The sequence below is a fragment of the Psychroserpens mesophilus genome, assembly GCF_050617655.1.
Lineage (GTDB): Bacteria > Bacteroidota > Bacteroidia > Flavobacteriales > Flavobacteriaceae > Psychroserpens > Psychroserpens mesophilus_A.
The window spans coordinates 283710-300410 of sequence record NZ_JBODQC010000001.1 but is presented as its reverse complement, the minus strand read 5'-3'; the positions used below and the strand labels follow the sequence as shown (position 1 = coordinate 300410).

Annotated in this window: 16 protein-coding genes; 9 read left to right on the top strand and 7 right to left on the bottom strand. The window is 32.7% G+C overall.

Annotated features, from left to right (window positions below):
• Positions 1–46: 46 nt before the first annotated feature.
• Complete coding sequence (locus tag ACRHNM_RS01305; protein ID WP_431132868.1) at positions 47–688, bottom strand: viroplasmin family protein; 642 nt, start codon at positions 686–688, stop codon at positions 47–49.
• A gap of 119 nt (positions 689–807) precedes the next feature.
• Positions 808–1374, bottom strand: a complete 567-nt coding sequence (locus ACRHNM_RS01300; RefSeq protein WP_431132866.1) for a phosphoribosylglycinamide formyltransferase — start codon at positions 1372–1374, stop codon at positions 808–810.
• Between the two features lie 186 nt (positions 1375–1560).
• On the opposite strand from ACRHNM_RS01300, the gene ACRHNM_RS01295 reads away from it, so the two are divergent.
• The 5 genes from ACRHNM_RS01295 (at position 1561) to pyk (ending at position 5866) form a co-directional block, all read left to right on the top strand.
• Positions 1561–1794: an acyl carrier protein gene (locus ACRHNM_RS01295; protein WP_008269813.1), complete on the top strand. Its 234-nt coding sequence runs from the start codon at positions 1561–1563 to the stop codon at positions 1792–1794.
• A gap of 14 nt (positions 1795–1808) precedes the next feature.
• Entirely contained in the window at positions 1809–3059 is a 1251-nt protein-coding gene (gene fabF, locus ACRHNM_RS01290) for a beta-ketoacyl-ACP synthase II (protein WP_431132864.1), read from the top strand.
• A gap of 6 nt (positions 3060–3065) precedes the next feature.
• Entirely contained in the window at positions 3066–3806 is a 741-nt protein-coding gene (gene rnc, locus ACRHNM_RS01285) for a ribonuclease III (protein WP_431132862.1), read from the top strand.
• A gap of 135 nt (positions 3807–3941) precedes the next feature.
• Positions 3942–4424 (top strand): IPExxxVDY family protein, encoded by a 483-nt coding sequence (locus ACRHNM_RS01280; protein WP_431132860.1) that lies wholly within the window; start codon positions 3942–3944, stop codon positions 4422–4424.
• Positions 4424–5866 carry a pyruvate kinase gene (gene pyk, locus ACRHNM_RS01275; RefSeq protein WP_431132858.1) on the top strand — a complete coding sequence of 481 codons (1443 nt, stop codon included), beginning with the start codon at positions 4424–4426 and terminating at the stop codon, positions 5864–5866. Before ACRHNM_RS01280 ends, pyk begins: the two co-directional genes overlap by 1 nt.
• Positions 5867–5956: 90 nt before the next feature.
• Here pyk and ACRHNM_RS01270 read toward each other — a convergent pair whose 3' ends face one another.
• Both ACRHNM_RS01270 and aceB read right to left on the bottom strand, forming a co-directional pair.
• Entirely contained in the window at positions 5957–7588 is a 1632-nt protein-coding gene (locus tag ACRHNM_RS01270) for an isocitrate lyase (RefSeq protein ID WP_431132856.1), read from the bottom strand.
• Positions 7589–7662: 74 nt separating this feature from the next.
• Positions 7663–9261 carry a malate synthase A gene (gene aceB / locus ACRHNM_RS01265; protein ID WP_431132854.1) on the bottom strand — a complete coding sequence of 533 codons (1599 nt, stop codon included), beginning with the start codon at positions 9259–9261 and terminating at the stop codon, positions 7663–7665.
• A 126-nt stretch (positions 9262–9387) separates the two neighbouring features.
• Here aceB and ACRHNM_RS01260 point away from each other — a divergent pair, with 126 nt between their 5' ends.
• Positions 9388–10866: a helix-turn-helix domain-containing protein gene (locus ACRHNM_RS01260; RefSeq protein ID WP_431132852.1), complete on the top strand. Its 1479-nt coding sequence runs from the start codon at positions 9388–9390 to the stop codon at positions 10864–10866.
• Positions 10867–10868: 2 nt separating this feature from the next.
• Here the strand turns inward: ACRHNM_RS01260 and dinB are convergent, their stop codons facing one another.
• On the bottom strand, positions 10869–11978 hold the full coding sequence (dinB, locus tag ACRHNM_RS01255) for a DNA polymerase IV (RefSeq protein WP_431132850.1): 1110 nt from the start codon (positions 11976–11978) through the stop codon (positions 10869–10871).
• Positions 11979–12009: 31 nt separating this feature from the next.
• Here dinB and ACRHNM_RS01250 point away from each other — a divergent pair, with 31 nt between their 5' ends.
• Positions 12010–12480, top strand: coding sequence for a CYTH domain-containing protein (locus ACRHNM_RS01250; protein ID WP_431132848.1), 471 nt, complete (start codon positions 12010–12012; stop codon positions 12478–12480).
• 11 nt (positions 12481–12491) lie between these two features.
• Positions 12492–13019 carry a YciI family protein gene (locus tag ACRHNM_RS01245; RefSeq protein WP_431132846.1) on the top strand — a complete coding sequence of 176 codons (528 nt, stop codon included), beginning with the start codon at positions 12492–12494 and terminating at the stop codon, positions 13017–13019.
• 55 nt (positions 13020–13074) lie between these two features.
• Here the strand turns inward: ACRHNM_RS01245 and ACRHNM_RS01240 are convergent, their stop codons facing one another.
• Positions 13075–13590 carry a heavy-metal-associated domain-containing protein gene (locus tag ACRHNM_RS01240; protein ID WP_431132844.1) on the bottom strand — a complete coding sequence of 172 codons (516 nt, stop codon included), beginning with the start codon at positions 13588–13590 and terminating at the stop codon, positions 13075–13077.
• A 94-nt stretch (positions 13591–13684) separates the two neighbouring features.
• Between ACRHNM_RS01240 and ACRHNM_RS01235 the strand changes: the two genes are divergently transcribed.
• A complete protein-coding gene (locus ACRHNM_RS01235; protein ID WP_431132842.1) occupies positions 13685–14563 on the top strand; it encodes a DMT family transporter in 879 nt (292 codons plus the stop codon).
• A 58-nt stretch (positions 14564–14621) separates the two neighbouring features.
• Here ACRHNM_RS01235 and ACRHNM_RS01230 read toward each other — a convergent pair whose 3' ends face one another.
• On the bottom strand, positions 14622–16682 hold the full coding sequence (locus ACRHNM_RS01230) for a M16 family metallopeptidase (RefSeq protein WP_431132840.1): 2061 nt from the start codon (positions 16680–16682) through the stop codon (positions 14622–14624).
• Positions 16683–16701: the final 19 nt, after the last annotated feature.

The following is a 16701-nucleotide window of genomic DNA, read 5'->3' as shown; positions in this document are numbered from 1 at the left end:
TAAAATTTGCTGCAAATATAAGGTTTTTAAGGACTAAAAAACGAATTTATTTTCTCCCAAAGTCCGCAGGGATTTCTCCCCAAGCTTTTGTTTCCCATTTTACAATAGTTGTGGTGTACGTGTTTTCATTTAGCCATTTTACGCCACGGTCTACCAATTCAAAAAGTTTAGCGTTTTTTTCATTTCGTGGTAATTTGGTGTTGCAGGTTTTTTTGCGCACCCAGCTCATAGCTATTTTAGAATCGGTGTACAAAATGCGGTCACTATTATGTTGCTTTAAAAAGGCTAATCCGTGGACAAGCGCTAAAAATTCGCCAATATTATTCGTTCCTTCGGGAAAAGGACCTTGAATAAATAACTGCTTTTTAGTTTTGGTATCTACACCTCTATATTCCATAATGCCTGGGTTTCCAGACGATGCCGCATCAACAGATACCGAATTGTAATTAGGTTGTCCTATTTTTTTAAGTTGTGCTTCTGAAAGTTCACTAGTAAATTTCTTGCTCTTGCCAATATAATCTTTATAGCTTCCTTTTAAAGCTTTTTTTGCAGCATCAAAAGTGACGAATGATTTGTATTGTGCTCCTTGAAAATCTTTAATTTGCGCTTTACAATCCTCCCAAGATTCAAAAACACCTGTATGATGTCCTTTCCAGACTGTGTAATATTTTTTTTTCTTTTTACTCATTTGTCATTTCTGCGAAGGCAGGATTATCATTAATTTAACGTTTATCCTTCATAAGGAGATACAGCAGAAGAATCTTTAAGAGTCTAAGTTGAGATTCTTTGTTACGTTCTTAAAGACATTTACAGGTCTAATAGTTTTTCCACAACCTTAGGAAAGTGTTCCATTTCCAATTCATGAATTTTATCAGCAACAGTTTCGGCAGTATCAAAAGCATTAATATCACATTTCGCCTGAAAAATAATGGCACCTTCATCATAGTGTTCATTCACATAATGAATAGTAATACCTGTTTCTTTCTCTTTATTTAAAACAATAGCTTCGTGAACATATTTACCATACATGCCTTTTCCACCATATTTTGGTAATAATGCAGGATGAATATTGATAACTTTGTCAGGAAACTCTTTTAGAATGTGTTCGGGAAACTTCCAAAGAAAACCTGCTAAAACTATTAAATCTGGATGTGAAGATTTTAAAATGTTTAACACATCATCTGTTTCAGTAAACGCTATTTTGTTGAATGACAACGCACTAACTTTAAGCTTTTTGGCGCGTTCTAAAACTTTGGCATGAGGATTGTTTGTAAGAACCTGAATAACAGAAATAGTTTCTCTGTTGTGAAAAAACTTAATTAAATTTTCAGCATTAGTACCACTTCCGGACGCAAAGATTACAATACGTTTCATTTACAGACAAAGCTTTTTAGATTATTCAGAACAAAAAAAAGAATAATAATTAACAATTAGAACGTAAAAGATAAATTCTTCAAAGTAATTTTAGTAAATTACAAACACATTTTTAAATTAAAGGTGTGGATTGAAATAAAGTTTTTTTATTTTTGCGAACTAATTAAAACTTAAAATTAAAAAATTATGTCAGACATTGCATCAAGAGTAAAAGCGATTATCGTAGACAAATTAGGAGTTGATGAAAACGAAGTTGTAACTGAAGCGAGCTTCACAAACGATTTAGGAGCAGATTCATTAGACACTGTCGAGTTAATCATGGAATTTGAAAAAGAATTTGATATTCAAATCCCAGACGATCAAGCTGAAAATATTGCTACAGTTGGTCAAGCGATCTCTTATATAGAAGAAGCAAAATAATCCAATAAATTTTTATGGAATTAAGGCGAGTAGTAGTTACCGGTTTAGGCGCACTTACACCTATTGGCAATACCAAAGAAGAATATTGGGATGCACTCAAAAATGGGAGAAGTGGTGCTGCACCAATAACATATTTTGATACTGAAAAGTTCAAAACAAAATTCGCTTGTGAATTAAAAAACTTTAACGCTACCGACTTTCTTGATAGAAAAGAGGCTCGTAAAATGGATAGATTTACACAGTATGCTATGGTAGCTTCAGATGAAGCTATTGCAGATGCTAAGTTAGATTTAGAAAAAGTAAATAAATTACGAGTTGGTGTTATTTGGGGAGCAGGAATTGGAGGCTTGGAAACATTTCAAAACGAAGTATTAAACTACGCTGAAGGAGATGGTACACCAAGATTTAATCCGTTCTTTATCCCAAAAATGATTGCAGATATTGCACCAGGAAACATATCTATTAAGCATGGGTTTATGGGTCCTAATTATACAACAGTATCTGCGTGCGCATCATCTGCTAATGCAATGATTGATGCTCTAAACTATATTCGTTTAGGTCATTGTGATGTTATTGTTACTGGTGGAAGTGAAGCAGCTGTAACCATTGCTGGAATGGGTGGTTTTAATGCGATGCATGCGTTATCTACAAGAAATGAAAGTCCGGAAACAGCTTCCAGACCTTTTGATGCAACCAGAGATGGCTTTGTCTTAGGAGAAGGAGCAGGAGCGATTATTCTTGAAGATTATGAGCACGCTAAAGCTAGAGGAGCAAAAATATATGCTGAAGTATTAGGAGGTGGTTTATCGTCTGATGCTTATCATATGACAGCACCTCATCCAGAAGGAATCGGTGTGATTGCTGTAATGAGAAATTGTTTAGAAAATGCTGGTGTTAAACCTGAAGAAGTTGATCATATCAACACGCACGGAACATCAACACCTCTTGGAGATGTTGCTGAACTTAAAGCGATCTCTGAAGTATTTGGTGACCATGCAAAAAACATCAATATAAATTCTACGAAATCTATGACTGGTCATTTATTAGGAGCAGCAGGAGCCATTGAGTCTATTGCATCAATTTTAGCACTAGAACATGGTATTGTACCTCCAACGATAAATCATGAAGTCGTAGATGAAAGTATTGATCCTAAACTTAATTTGACATTAAATAAAGCACAAAAAAGAGATGTTAAAATTGCTATGAGCAATACATTTGGTTTTGGTGGTCACAACGCATGCGTGTTATTCAAAAAAATAGATTAAATACGGATGAGCATCATTCGTAACATATTAAATTCCCGTTCTAACAAAGACGGGAATTTTTTTTTGCAACTTTCCAAAATCCTTGATTATAAACCTAAAAACAAGGTACTTTATGTAAAAGCATTTACCCACAGATCTTTAAATATAAAAGACAATGAAGGCAATGCTGTCAATTATGAACGTTTAGAATTTGTTGGTGATGCTATGTTAAGCGCTGTCATAGCTTCTTACTTATACGAAAAAGTTCCTCATGGAGATGAAGGTTATTTAACCAAAATGCGTTCAAAAGTTGTAAGTAGAGAACACTTAAACGAACTGGGAAAAGAACTTAGACTTATAGACTTAGTAGAAAGTAAAATACCAACATCTAATTTTGGAAATAACATACATGGTAATCTTTTTGAATCACTGGTAGGCGCAATCTTTTTAGATAAAGGATATAAACAATGCGAAAAGTTTATATTTAAAAGAGTCATCAAGCCTCATGTTGACATTGAAACCTTGGAAGGTAAAGTTATTAGTTATAAAAGCTTGCTTATAGAATGGTGTCAGAAAGAAAAAAAACCGTTTGATTATAACGTTTACGAAGACACAGGAAATGATGATTTAAAGCATTTCTCAGTCAAGTTATCAATCGATGATAAAGTCGTGTCAAAAGCCAGAGCAACTTCTAAGAAAAAAGCAGAAGAAAAAGCATCACGACGTGCATTTTTTGCTTTTCAAAATGAGATTACTAAAGCATTTTAATAAGTCATACAACATGCTTCAAAAAATAATTGTACTACTATAACGTTTTCGAGGTCTTAGGCTGTTAAGATTAATAAAAACTTAATCTTAAACTAGACATAATATTCTATATTTACATTTGATAGAGGTTAAATTATGGCTTTACATAAATTACTTGTTGACGATTTTTATGATACTTCTTTTGCGCTTTTAGCAATTCATTGCAGACTAGAAGACTATAGGTTAGCCTATCTTCTCAATAAAAATTTAAGTCTCAATTTAAGGCGAAAACCACAAGATTTAGATTATAAATATTTTGCTGCATCATATGCAATTTATGAATGGGAAAATGTCGCAATGGATACGACTTGGAATTTAGTTTCCAATATTTGTAAAAAAGAAGAAGCTGCATTGCAAAGTTCAGGATCATTATTTGATAATCAAACCTCGATTATGAAAACATATCATTTATTACCAGAATTTAAAAATGTAGATTATTTTATAAAAGTAACCAATGAGAATCAAAATTTTAATGAGAAGTACATACTCAATAGAATACAAGCAATTCCTCAAGTAATTACATCCTATATAATAGATGTAGACCAAATAAAATCAAAAGATCATTTAATTTTTAATTAATGTTAAGAAAAAAGAAAACCAAGATAGTTGCTACATTAGGACCAGCAACAAGTAGTAAAAGCGTTCTAAAGGCGATGCTTGAAGAAGGCGCTAACGTTTTTAGAATTAATTTCTCTCATGCCGATTATGACGATGTAAAAGAACGTGTTAAAATGATTCGTGAACTCAATGAAGAGTTTGGATATAATGCTGCCATTTTAGGTGATTTACAAGGTCCAAAATTGCGAGTTGGTGTTATGAAAGGTGAGGTTGTCGTTAATGAAGGCGATGATATTATTTTTGCTACAGGAAAACGGTTTGTAGGAACAAAAGATCGTGTTTATATGACTTATGATAAGTTTCCTCAGGACGCTAAACCTGGAGAACGTATCTTATTAGACGATGGAAAATTAATTTTTGAAGTTATATCCACAGATAAAAAAGCAGAAGTTAAAGCACGTGTCATTCAAGGAGGTCCATTGCGTTCCAAGAAAGGTGTCAATCTTCCCAACACAAATATCTCTCAACCAGCACTTACAAAAAAAGATATTGAAGATGCCATTTTTGCTTGTAGCCTCCAAGTAGATTGGATTGCACTATCTTTTGTAAGACATGCAGAGGACTTAATGGAACTTGAAGAATTAATCAAAGAGCATAGCGATCACAAAATTCCTATTATAGCAAAAATAGAAAAGCCAGAAGCTGTTGAAAACATTGATAAAATTGTAGCATATTGTGATGGGTTAATGGTTGCTCGTGGAGATTTAGGTGTTGAAATACCTGCTGAAGAAGTTCCTTTAATTCAAAAACAATTAGTATTACGAGCTAAACGAGCTAGAATACCTGTAATCATTGCGACTCAAATGATGGAAACCATGATTACAAGTTTAACACCAACGCGTGCAGAAGTTAACGATGTTGCCAATTCTGTTATGGATGGAGCAGATGCTGTAATGCTTTCAGGTGAAACTTCTGTTGGAAATTATCCAGTACAGGTCATCAAACAAATGGCTAGTATTGTCAGTAGTGTCGAAGATTCAAATTTAATTAAGGTTCCACAGTCGCCTCCTCATATTCGAACAAAACGTTACATCACCAAATCCATTTGTTATCACGCAGCTAATATGGCTAATGAAATCAATGCCAAAGCTATTTCAACATTAACCAATAGTGGTTATACAGCGTTTCAAATTTCAGCCTGGAGGCCAAGTGCACATATTTTAGTGTTTACGTCTAACAAACGAATTCTCACACAGTTAAGTTTGCTTTGGGGAGTTGAATCATTTTATTACGATAAGTATGTCAGTACAGATGAAACAATTGAAGACGTAAATGCCATTGCCTGTAAAAAAGGGTATTTAGAAGTAGGTGATATGCTTATTAGTTTAGCGGCTATGCCTATTCAAGAGAAGGGAATGGTAAACACTTTACGTGTTACCGAAATAGAAAGTTGTAGTTTTTAAAACTGAAAACGAATAATTAATTGTATTACAGAAGAAAACGCGTTAGCTATTTTAGCTAACGCGTTTTCTTTTGTAAGTCTTTGATGTTGTTTAGGCAACTACACTTAATTTTTCTTTAATCTTATTTGTTTTAGAATCAACGTCAAATTGATTAGAGGTGTTTTTTTCACCGCTAGCTTTTAATGCTTTTTCACCAGCAAAGAACGTTTTATGATCATCACCAAGATCTGAACCAGCCATACGTTGGTGTTTTACGCATGAAACACCTTTGCGAATTTCTTGTCTTTGAACACCTTTTACATAAGCTAACATACCTTCTTCTCCAAAATACCCTTCGGTTAAATTATTCATATTTAGTGCTGCTGTATGGTATGTTGGTAAGGTAATCAAGTGATGAAAAATTCCTGCGTCTCTTGCGCCATCTATTTGAAATGTTCTAATCTTTTCATCTGCACGATGGCATAATTCAGTATTATCATATTGTGCATCCATTAAGTTATTTCTATCATAAGCCGTCATGTTTTCTCCTTCAGCAAGCATTTCATCATAGGCTTGATGACGGAAATTTAAGGTCCAGTTAAAAGATGGTGAGTTATTGTAAACCAATTTGGCATTAGGTACAACATCTTTAATTCTGTTTACCATATGTGCAATTTGCTTAACATTTGGTGTTGGTGTTTCAATCCAAAGTAAATCGGCTCCATTTTGAAGACTTGTAATACAATCTAACACAACGCGATCGATGTTTGTGCCTGCTTTAAATTTATACAAACCATTTGCTAGTCTTACTGGACGCACTAATTTACCATCTCTTTTAAGAAGTACATCATCTTCTTTGGCATCATCAATAGCTATTTCTTCGGCTTCTACAAAAGCTAAATATTGAGAAGCTAAATCTCCAGGTTCTTGACTAACTGGTAATTTTTGAGTTAAACCAGCGCCTTCAGAATCTGTTCTGGCAACAATAATTCCGTCGTCAACTCCTAACTCTAAAAATGCATATCTAATGGCATTTAATTTTGCAATAAAATCTTCATGAGGCACAGTTACTTTTCCGTCTTGATGACCACATTGTTTTGCGTCTGACACTTGATTTTCAATTTGAATAGCGCAAGCACCAGCTTCAATCATTTTTTTACTCAACAAATAGGTAGCCTCTTCATTTCCAAAACCAGCATCAATATCGGCAATAATAGGAACGATATGTGTTTCAAAATTGTCAATTTGTTCTTGTACATCTTCACCTTTTTCAAGTCTTTTGAATAAATCGTTTAATTCAATAGCATCTGCTTGTCGTAAAAAATCATAGATCTCTTTTATAAGCGCAGGAACAACTGTTTTTTCATGCATAGATTGATCTGGTAATGGTCCAAATTCTGAACGTAATGCTGCGACCATCCAACCTGAAAGATATAAGTACTTTTTGTTTGTTGTTTTATGATGTTTTTTAACAGCAATCATTTTTTGTTGCGCAATAAAGCCATGCCAGCAACCGAGAGATTGTGTGTATTGAGATGAATCTGCATCATAGTCTGCCATATCTTTTCTCATAATGGCTGCTGTGTATTTTGCAATATCTAAACCCGTTTTAAAACGGTTTTGAGTTGCCATTCTAGCAGCACTTTCAGGATGAATTGAATTCCATGTGTTGCCATACTTTTCTTTAAGATTTTTTACGGTTTGTAAAGCAGAGCTGTACTTTGTTTCTGATAAATTTTTCATAATTTTGTAAGACGTTATTTATTATTAATAATTAGATCCTGTTGATTGTTGCCGCAATCGCAGGATTGTTTTTTTTATATGTATTGATAAGCAGGAACCGTTAAAAATTCTTCAAACTTTTCCGATACAACTAATTTGTTAAAGAGCTCAAAAGCCAATTTAAACTTGGTATTTTTAATGTTAGATTCGCCATATTCAGTTATTATTTTTTCAACTTCATCATCAAATAATTTTGTGTAAAGCTCAAGGTTAAATGGTCTACCATCTTCTAGTTTGACTTCATTTTTTAGCCATTGCCAAACTTGTGTTCTTGAAATTTCTGCAGTAGCCGCATCTTCCATCAAATTATAGAGCGCTACAGCTCCATGACCTCTAAGCCACGCTTCAGTATATAAAATGCCTACATTAATATTTTTTCTAATTCCAGCTTCTGTAATGGTACCTTTTGGGAGCTCAACTAAATCGGCTTCAGTTATTTCAATGTCGTCGCGAGTTATATGTAATTGATTAGGAGTTGGCATGTATTTATTAAATTCTGTCATAGCAACTTGAACTAAAGCAGGATGTGCGACCCAAGTTCCATCATGACCATTTTTAACCTCACGTTCTTTATCTTGTCGGACTTTTTCTAAAGCAGCAGCATTCGCTTTTTCATTATTTTTAATAGGAATTTGTGCTGCCATACCACCAATGGCTAGAATACCACGTTTATGACAACGCTGAATTACTAATTTTGAATAGGCATCCATAAAAGGTGTCGTCATAGTCACTTGATCACGATTTGGAACGACAAAGTTTGGATGGTTTCTGAATTTTTTGATATATGAAAATATGTAATCCCAACGTCCACAATTTAAACCTACAATATGATCTTTAAGTTCAAAGATGATTTCGTCTAATTGAAAACTTGCAGTAATTGTTTCAACTAAAACAGTGGCTTTGAATGTTCCATTAGGAATGTTTAAGTAATTTTGAGCAAATACAAAAACGTCATTCCACCAACGAGCTTCTGTATAATGCTCTAATTTCGGAAGGTAAAAGTAAGGAGCAGTACCATTTTTTAACATGGTTTTTGTATTGTGAAATACATAGAGACCAAAATCAACTAAACTTCCTGAAGCTTCTTCATTATTAATTAAGATATGTCTTTCATTAAGATGTAATCCTCTTGGTCTTACTAAAAGAACAGCTATTTCTTTATTTAAATTATAAGATTTACCACGTTTTGTATCTACCAATGAGATTGTTTTTTTATTGGCATCAATTAAGTTTTGTTGACCTAGAATGCTATTTTCCCAAGTTGGCGAATTACTGTCTTCTAAATCGGCCATAAAGGTTTTAGCTCCAGAATTTAGAGCGTTGATAATCATTTTGCGATCGACTGGTCCAGTGATTTCTACACGTCTGTCTTGAAGATCTTGTGGAATAGCTCCTGCTGTCCAATGTCCTTCTCTAATGTCTTTGGTTTCTTCTGGAAAATGAGGGAATTCTCCACCATCAAAAATTCTCTGTTGTGCTTCACGATTGTTTAGCAATTTTAGTCGTTTGGTATTAAAATTTTCATGAAGTACTGTAATGAATTCTAAAGCAGCATCTGTTAAAATCTCAGGATAATAATGTTTTACTTGATTAGTAAACTGAACTTTTGATTGTTTTAAAAGGGTGTTTTCCATGATGTTATTGTTTTACAAGACAATATTATAACAAAGTTTTTTAAAAAACAAGCGAACGTTCGCTAAAAATATATTTTTCGCTTTTTTAGATTGATTCGCGAAAATGATTATATTTGTTTTATAACTATGGAACAAGACTATATAAAACTCATATTTGGCTTAAAACTTAAGCAAATACGTACCGATAAAAATTTATCATTATTTGGTTTATCAAAAATTTCAGGCTTATCAAAATCGTATTTAAACGAAATTGAAAAAGGAAAAAAATACCCAAAACCTGATAAAATTGTTATTCTTTCGGAAAAGCTTGATGTTCCATATGATCAAATGGTGTCTTTAAAATTGGATAAAAATTTGGCTCCAATAGGAGAATTGTTACAATCTAAAATTTTAAAGGAAATTCCTTTAGAACTTTTTGGAATTAAAGAAAGTAACTTAATAGATATCGTTGCTAATGCTCCAGCAAAAGTAAATGCGTTTATTAGTACTATAATTGAAATTGCAAAGCATTATAATTTTAGTAGAGAAAGTTTTTTCCTAGCTTCAGTGCGTTCATTTCAAGAAGCGAATAACAATTATTTTGATGATTTAGAACAGCAAGTTTTAAAGTTTTCAAAAGCTTATCAAGTCGATTTGACAAAGCCTATTACATCAAAAGATATAGAGGAAATTTTAATTGAAGAGTATGGCTATACTATTAAAGACAACGAATTAAATCGATACGAAGCGTTAGAAAATTTACGTTCTGTATTTGTACCTAAAACAAAAACACTATTAATTGCTGAAGGCATAGATGAAGCGCAACGCACATTTATTTATGCTAAAGAGATTGCTTATAATTTTTTAGACATTTCAGATCGATTATATACGTTTCCGTGGATAAAGTTTGAAAGTTTTGATCAGGTACTTAATAATTTTTATGCTTCCTATTTTGCTGGAGCGCTTATTATTCCAAAAGATGAATTGTCATTACAATTAGAGACTCTTTTTGAAAAAGAGACTTTTGATGAGGCTTTGTTTTTTGAAATTATGAATGCTTTTAATGCCTCACCAGAATCATTTTATCAACGATTAACTAATATATTACCTAAAGCATTTAATATTCAGAATTTATTCTTTTTGAGATTTACACATAAGGCTGATAGCGAAAAATTTCACTTAAAAAAAGAACTTCATTTATCACATCAGCATTCTCCTCGTGCTAATGAAACTAATGAGCATTATTGTAGACGTTGGCTATCTTTAAACGTTTTAAAGGATATTAGTAAAAGTAAAAAGGCGCATGAATTTGATATTCAAATTTCTAATTATGTAAATGATGATACCAAGTATTTATTACTGTCATCAGCAACTAAAGATCCTTTTAGAGATAACCAATATAGAAGCATTACTATTGGTTTATTGATTAATAAACAATTAGAGCGTAAACTGAAATTTCTAGAAGACAAAGCGATCAAGTCACAAGATGTTGGAGTCACTTGTGAACGATGTGCTATAAAAGACTGTAACGTAAGGAAAGCACCAGCATTAGCTTTAGAAAAAGCGGCTAAAAACAAAAAAATCGAAAACATTGTTGAAGAGCTGAATCAAAAATTTGCTAAATAAAATCAGAATTTAAACTTTAACTGTACACTAATTGGTTTTTCTATCACTTTAAAATGTTTTGTTTTTGAAGCTTCGGTATTTAAATTAGATAAGGATATGCCTAATAACCGAACCGAATTATTCAGTTTTTCCTGATATAATAAATCTTTTGCAGTTTCTAAAATAATACTCTTGTCACTCACAAAATAGGGTAAGGTTTTACTTCTGGTTTGTAGTGTAAAATCGCTATATTTTATTTTAAGCGTAACGGTTTTACCAGCAACTTTACTTTTGTTCAATCGCTTTGAAACTTCTTCAGCAATATGATCTAGTTTTTCGAGCATAAAAATTTCAGAAGATAAATTCTGACTAAAGGTACGTTCGGCAGCTAGTGATTTACGAATGCGATTAGGTTTTACTTCACTGGTATGAATTCCTCGAACCACATGATAATAAAACCGTCCAGATTTTCCAAAATGCTCATCTAAATATTCAAGTGATTTTAATTTTAAATCCTTACCTGTGAAAATTCCCTTTTGATACATTTTTTCTGCAGTGACCTTTCCAACACCATAGAATTTACGAATATCTAATTGTTCTAAAAAAGCAATAACTTCTTCAGGATTAACCGTTTTTTGTCCGTTAGGCTTATGGTAATCACTGGCAACTTTAGCAATAAATTTATTAATAGAAATCCCTGCCGAAGCCGTTAAACCCACTTCATTATAAATACGAGTTCTTATGTCTTGAGCTATTAAAGATGCACTCGGATTTCCTTTTTTATTTTCGGTAACGTCTAAATAAGCTTCATCCAGAGAAAGTGGTTCAACCAAGTCGGTGTAATCATAAAAGATCTGTCGCACTCGTTTAGAGATTTCAGTATAACGTGTAAAATCGGTTTTTACAAAAATTAATTCTGGACATAGTTTAATTGCCAACCGACCAGACATAGCGCTTTTTACACCATATTTTCGAGCCTCATAACTTGCAGCACTAATCACACCTCGATTTCCGCCACCACCAACAGCAATGGGTTTTCCTTTTAAATTAGGATTGTCCATTTGTGCCACTGATGCGTAAAATGCATCCATATCGACATGAATTATCTTTCTAATTGGTAAATTGTTTGGCATACTGTAAATTTAGACATTAAATGTCTTTTTTATGATAGAGATAGAACGTAAATTTTTAGTGACTTCAGAGGATTTTAAAGCACAGTCTTTCAAACAAACACGAATAATTCAAGGGTTTCTAAATACAAATCCAGAACGTACTGTTAGAGTTCGCCTTAAAGACAACAAAGGGTTTTTAACAGTAAAAGGAAAATCTACAAATGATGGATTAAAGCGATTTGAATGGGAGAAAGAGATTTCAAAAACAGATGCAGAGGCACTTCTTGAATTGTGTGAAGATGGTGTTATCGATAAGATGAGATACGAAGTTAAACAAGGGCAACATGTATTTGAAATCGATTACTTTTACGGAGATAACGAAGGTTTGGTTATTGCTGAGGTTGAACTTGAGCACGAAAATGATCGTTTTGAAACACCGCATTGGTTAGGAAAAGAGATCACAGGAGATATTAAATATTACAATTCTCAATTAAGTCAAACACCATATAAAACATGGAAATAAATTAACACATCATGAAACAGTTTATCTTACCTATCTTTTTATTCCTATTCATATGGTCGTGTAAGGATAATGCACAAACTTCAGATAAACCTTTAAAAGATATTATTACTGAAGAAGTGGACAATACTGAAGTTGAAATTGAAATCGAACAGTCTATTAAAGCTTTAAAAAAGGAACTAACCGAACAAGGCTTTCAAACTTTTAATTATATCGATGAAAAAACACAAGACACTATTTTAATGCAGCAATATTTCATTGCCTTTTTAAAACGAGGAACGATTCGTAATCAAAATGAAGAAGAAGCTAACCGACTTCAGAATGAGCATTTAGCACATTTGAGTAAAATGTATGAATTGGGTTATGCTGATATATCTGGACCTTTTGGAGATGATGGAGATATTCGTGGCATTACCATTTATAATGTACCTACTTTAAAAATGGCAGATAGTTTAGCTAATGCAGACCCAATGGTTAAAGCAGGACGACTTCAAATTGAAATTCATCCATGGTGGGCAGCAAAGGGTGTTTCGTTGCGATAAGACATAAAAAAAAGCCACTCCTACAGAATGGCTTTTTTTTTATGCATAATATATTTTAGACTTTTTTAGCACAACATGCTTCTTTGCAATCTTTAGCACAAGCCATTTTTTCAGCTTCAGTCTTGTTAGCGCAAGATGCTTTATCACATTTTCCTGAGCACTCATGCTTTTCTGAAGAGAAAGACTCAACTGTTTTCATGTCTTTCACCTTGTACGTGTCACCAGCTTTTGCAACTGCTTCTTCTAATGAATTAGTTGTTACTTTAGCTTCATCATACTCTACCATTGCTAATTCCTTTTCAAAATCAACTTTTGCAGATTTTACACCATCCATTTTAGCAATTTTTTTCTCTATGGTTTTTGCACAGCCCATAGCGCAAGTCATACCTTCAATGCCAAATTCTGCTTTTGCATAAGTAGCATTAGGGTCTAATTGCTTTGCTTCATTTGTGCTTACTTCTGCAGTAACTTCAGTATCTACAGTTTTAACTTCAGGTTTTGCATCATTTTTACAAGCCATAATGCTTACCGAAATAAATGCAAGAACTAATATGTTTTTTAATGTATTCATAGATTTTAAATATTGAATTTGAAACAAACTTAATAAATATTGCTGTTCCTTGTATCAAAATTAACGAATTTTGTGACTTCGTTACGTGAATCTTATGAAAAACAGCAATAGTAAGTGGTTGTATTTAATTGTTTTAGCTTTAATTTGGGGAAGTTCTTTCATCTTAATAAAGAAGTCCCTTTTAGGCTTAACGCCTTATCAATTGGGTGCACTAAGAACAATAATAACTGGTTTTTTTCTTTTTGTTGTTGGGTTTAAAAGTGTGAAATCTATTAAAAAACACGAATGGAAGTGGATAGTCTTATCAGGATTTTTAGGGTCTTTTTTTCCTGCTTTTTTGTTTGCCATTGCAGAAACAGAAATAGATAGTGCAGTTACTTCAATTTTAAATTCCTTAGTGCCTTTAAATACTGTTTTGTTGGGTTTTGCGGTATTTAAAATTGCATCTTCAAAACGTCAGATTTTAGGAGTAATTATAGGCTTTATTGGAACAAGTATTTTAATATTAAAAGGAGCAGAACTTAATCCTAATCAGAACTATTTATTTGCAGGATATATTATTATTGCCACTTGTATGTATGCACTTAACGTAAATATTATAAAAAAATATTTGCAACATGCAAAGCCTTTAAGTATTGCAACGGGAAACTATGTCGCTATTATGATACCAGCTATTGCTATACTTTGTTTTAGTGATTTTTTTAGTGATAGTACTTTTTCACATCCAGATTTTAAAATGTCTGTTGTTTATATTGTTATTTTATCTTTTTTTGGTACAGCTTTAGCTAAAGTGTTATTTAATACATTGGTACAGATTTCTACTCCAGTTTTTGCATCTTCAGTGACTTACTTAATGCCTTTAGTCGCTCTTGTTTGGGGATTATTAGATAATGAAGGATTTAGTCTGACTCAAGGTTTAGGGAGTCTAATTATTTTAGTAGGAGTTTATCTTTCACACAAACGTAAACGATAAAAAAACCCAAAACAGATATCTGCTTTGGGTTTTTTTACAATCTAAATTTAATATATTATTAATCAAAATCAGCATCTGTAACGCCTTCATTGATTTTTACTTCTTTTAATTTAAATACTACAGGTTGTCCCATCATGTTTGCATCTCTGGTTGCTGGGAATTTCAAACCATCATAGTCTTTATAATCTTTCAAAATAGCCTCTTGTGTTTGAGTTTGTCCTTGCATAGATGTATTTTGAACCTCTTTAACTTTAAGTCCTGATTCAACATCATAATAAAGTATAAAAGACACTACTTCACCAGACACCTCAACAACATAAGCATCTTTTCCATCAACTTTTTCAATGCCTGTTAATTTAGCTGAATCAGAGTCAACAAGGTTTTTTTCCATAAATAAACCTGCAGTAGTTTTTAAATCATTTGACATGCTCTCTGGTAATGGCTGTGTATTCGCTGTTGCACTATCTTGAGTCACGACCATTGACATCACTTTATTTTCACCCATGTAGATATTTTGAACCATTTTACCATCTACACGCTTTTCTTCAGAAGTAACTGCTCCCATTGGTGTTGTGGCTTCGTATTGTGTCATAACAGATTTTATATTACTCATATTATCTGTTACACCTGTGGCTTTTAGATAGTTGTTTAAAACAGATTTTACTGTTACACCAGCCGGCATTTCAACCTCATAATTTGGTTTCTCTGTTGGGTTTGCATATTTATCGTAATATTTAATTGGAATTCCTGTTTTTTCAAGGTTTTCTAAGACCTCACTACCTTTACCAACAATTACAATTCTAGCATTTTCAGGCTTAATATATTTATTAGCTACACGTTTTACATCATCAGCAGTAACTGCATTGATTTTTTGTAAATATGTTGTGTAGAAATTTTTAGGCAAATCATTAAGCTTAATGTTTAAAGCATAACGAGCTACTGTTTGAGGATCTTCTAATCCCATAATAAAGTTACCAACGTATTTTGCTTTAGTATCTCTAAGCATTTGAGGATCTACAGTTTCTGTTTTAATACGGTTGATTTCTTTGAGAGCCTCAACGACAGCACTATCTGTAACCATATTTCTTACCTTCGCAGTTGCGCTAAAACTTCCAGCACCATATCGGTTAGCGCTTAATCTTGAATAAGCACCATAAGTATATCCTTTGTCTTCACGTAAATTCTTAAATAAGTAGCCTTCACCACCACCACCTAAGATGCTGTTAGCGATTATACTTGCATGATAATCTTCATCATTCATTTTTAAATCTACACTATTCTTAACGGCAATACTTGATTGAGAAGCATTAGGTAAATCCACAAAATTAATTTGTGTGTATTGTGCGTTTGGATTAACAGCAGGAAGGCTTGTAGATACATCAATAGACTTTTCCCAATCACCAAAATATTTTTTAACCTGTTTTCTTACTGTATTTAAATCAACATCACCAATTACAACTAAGTAAGCATTGTTAGGGTTAAAATACTTTTCATAAAACGCAACAGCATCGCCAAAAGTAACATTGTTAACAGTTTCTTCAGTAACAAATTCACCATAAGGGTGTTTAGATCCATATAATAATGCATCACCTACTCGGTCGCTAATAGCATCGATACTTTTTTCTTCAGTTTTTAAACCTTCAATAAGTCTTTCTTTTTCCTTATTAAACTCTTCTTCAGTTAATAAAGGGTTAATTGCAGCATCAGCCATAAGTTCTAATATTCGTTCTGAATATTTTGAAAGTGAAGCAGCATAACCACCACCAATACTAAGACTTAAACTTGCGCCTAAAAAATCGATTTCATCATTAAAATCATCTTTAGAAATACTTGTGGTACCATTTCCTAACATGCTTCCAATAAGTGTTTCAACACCAGCTTTTTCTCCAGTAGCAATAGGCTTATTATCAATATTTAAAGAATAAGAAACTCTTGGTAGTTTATGATTTTCGACAACTAAAACTTTTAATCCATTTTTTAATTCAAATTCACTAGGAACTTCTAATGAAATAGATGGTTCTGGTCCTGGTTTTGGTTGTATAGATCTATCTAATTGTGCATTTACATTAACTACTGATATTAAGAACAGTAAAATAAATGCTGATATTTTTGTTTTCATATTATATATTGTTTTCATC

What these genes read in the sequence shown, in the direction of transcription:
- ACRHNM_RS01305 (WP_431132868.1), bottom strand. Translation starts at nt 688, where the DNA reads ATGAGTAAAAAGAAAAAAAAATATTACACAGTCTGGAAAGGACATCAT.
- ACRHNM_RS01300 (WP_431132866.1), bottom strand. Translation starts at nt 1,374, where the DNA reads ATGAAACGTATTGTAATCTTTGCGTCCGGAAGTGGTACTAATGCTGAA.
- ACRHNM_RS01295 (WP_008269813.1), top strand. Translation starts at nt 1,561, where the DNA reads ATGTCAGACATTGCATCAAGAGTAAAAGCGATTATCGTAGACAAATTA.
- fabF (WP_431132864.1), top strand. Translation starts at nt 1,809, where the DNA reads ATGGAATTAAGGCGAGTAGTAGTTACCGGTTTAGGCGCACTTACACCT.
- rnc (WP_431132862.1), top strand. Translation starts at nt 3,066, where the DNA reads ATGAGCATCATTCGTAACATATTAAATTCCCGTTCTAACAAAGACGGG.
- ACRHNM_RS01280 (WP_431132860.1), top strand. Translation starts at nt 3,942, where the DNA reads ATGGCTTTACATAAATTACTTGTTGACGATTTTTATGATACTTCTTTT.
- pyk (WP_431132858.1), top strand. Translation starts at nt 4,424, where the DNA reads ATGTTAAGAAAAAAGAAAACCAAGATAGTTGCTACATTAGGACCAGCA.
- ACRHNM_RS01270 (WP_431132856.1), bottom strand. Translation starts at nt 7,588, where the DNA reads ATGAAAAATTTATCAGAAACAAAGTACAGCTCTGCTTTACAAACCGTA.
- aceB (WP_431132854.1), bottom strand. Translation starts at nt 9,261, where the DNA reads ATGGAAAACACCCTTTTAAAACAATCAAAAGTTCAGTTTACTAATCAA.
- ACRHNM_RS01260 (WP_431132852.1), top strand. Translation starts at nt 9,388, where the DNA reads ATGGAACAAGACTATATAAAACTCATATTTGGCTTAAAACTTAAGCAA.
- dinB (WP_431132850.1), bottom strand. Translation starts at nt 11,978, where the DNA reads ATGCCAAACAATTTACCAATTAGAAAGATAATTCATGTCGATATGGAT.
- ACRHNM_RS01250 (WP_431132848.1), top strand. Translation starts at nt 12,010, where the DNA reads ATGATAGAGATAGAACGTAAATTTTTAGTGACTTCAGAGGATTTTAAA.
- ACRHNM_RS01245 (WP_431132846.1), top strand. Translation starts at nt 12,492, where the DNA reads ATGAAACAGTTTATCTTACCTATCTTTTTATTCCTATTCATATGGTCG.
- ACRHNM_RS01240 (WP_431132844.1), bottom strand. Translation starts at nt 13,590, where the DNA reads ATGAATACATTAAAAAACATATTAGTTCTTGCATTTATTTCGGTAAGC.
- ACRHNM_RS01235 (WP_431132842.1), top strand. Translation starts at nt 13,685, where the DNA reads ATGAAAAACAGCAATAGTAAGTGGTTGTATTTAATTGTTTTAGCTTTA.
- ACRHNM_RS01230 (WP_431132840.1), bottom strand. Translation starts at nt 16,682, where the DNA reads ATGAAAACAAAAATATCAGCATTTATTTTACTGTTCTTAATATCAGTA.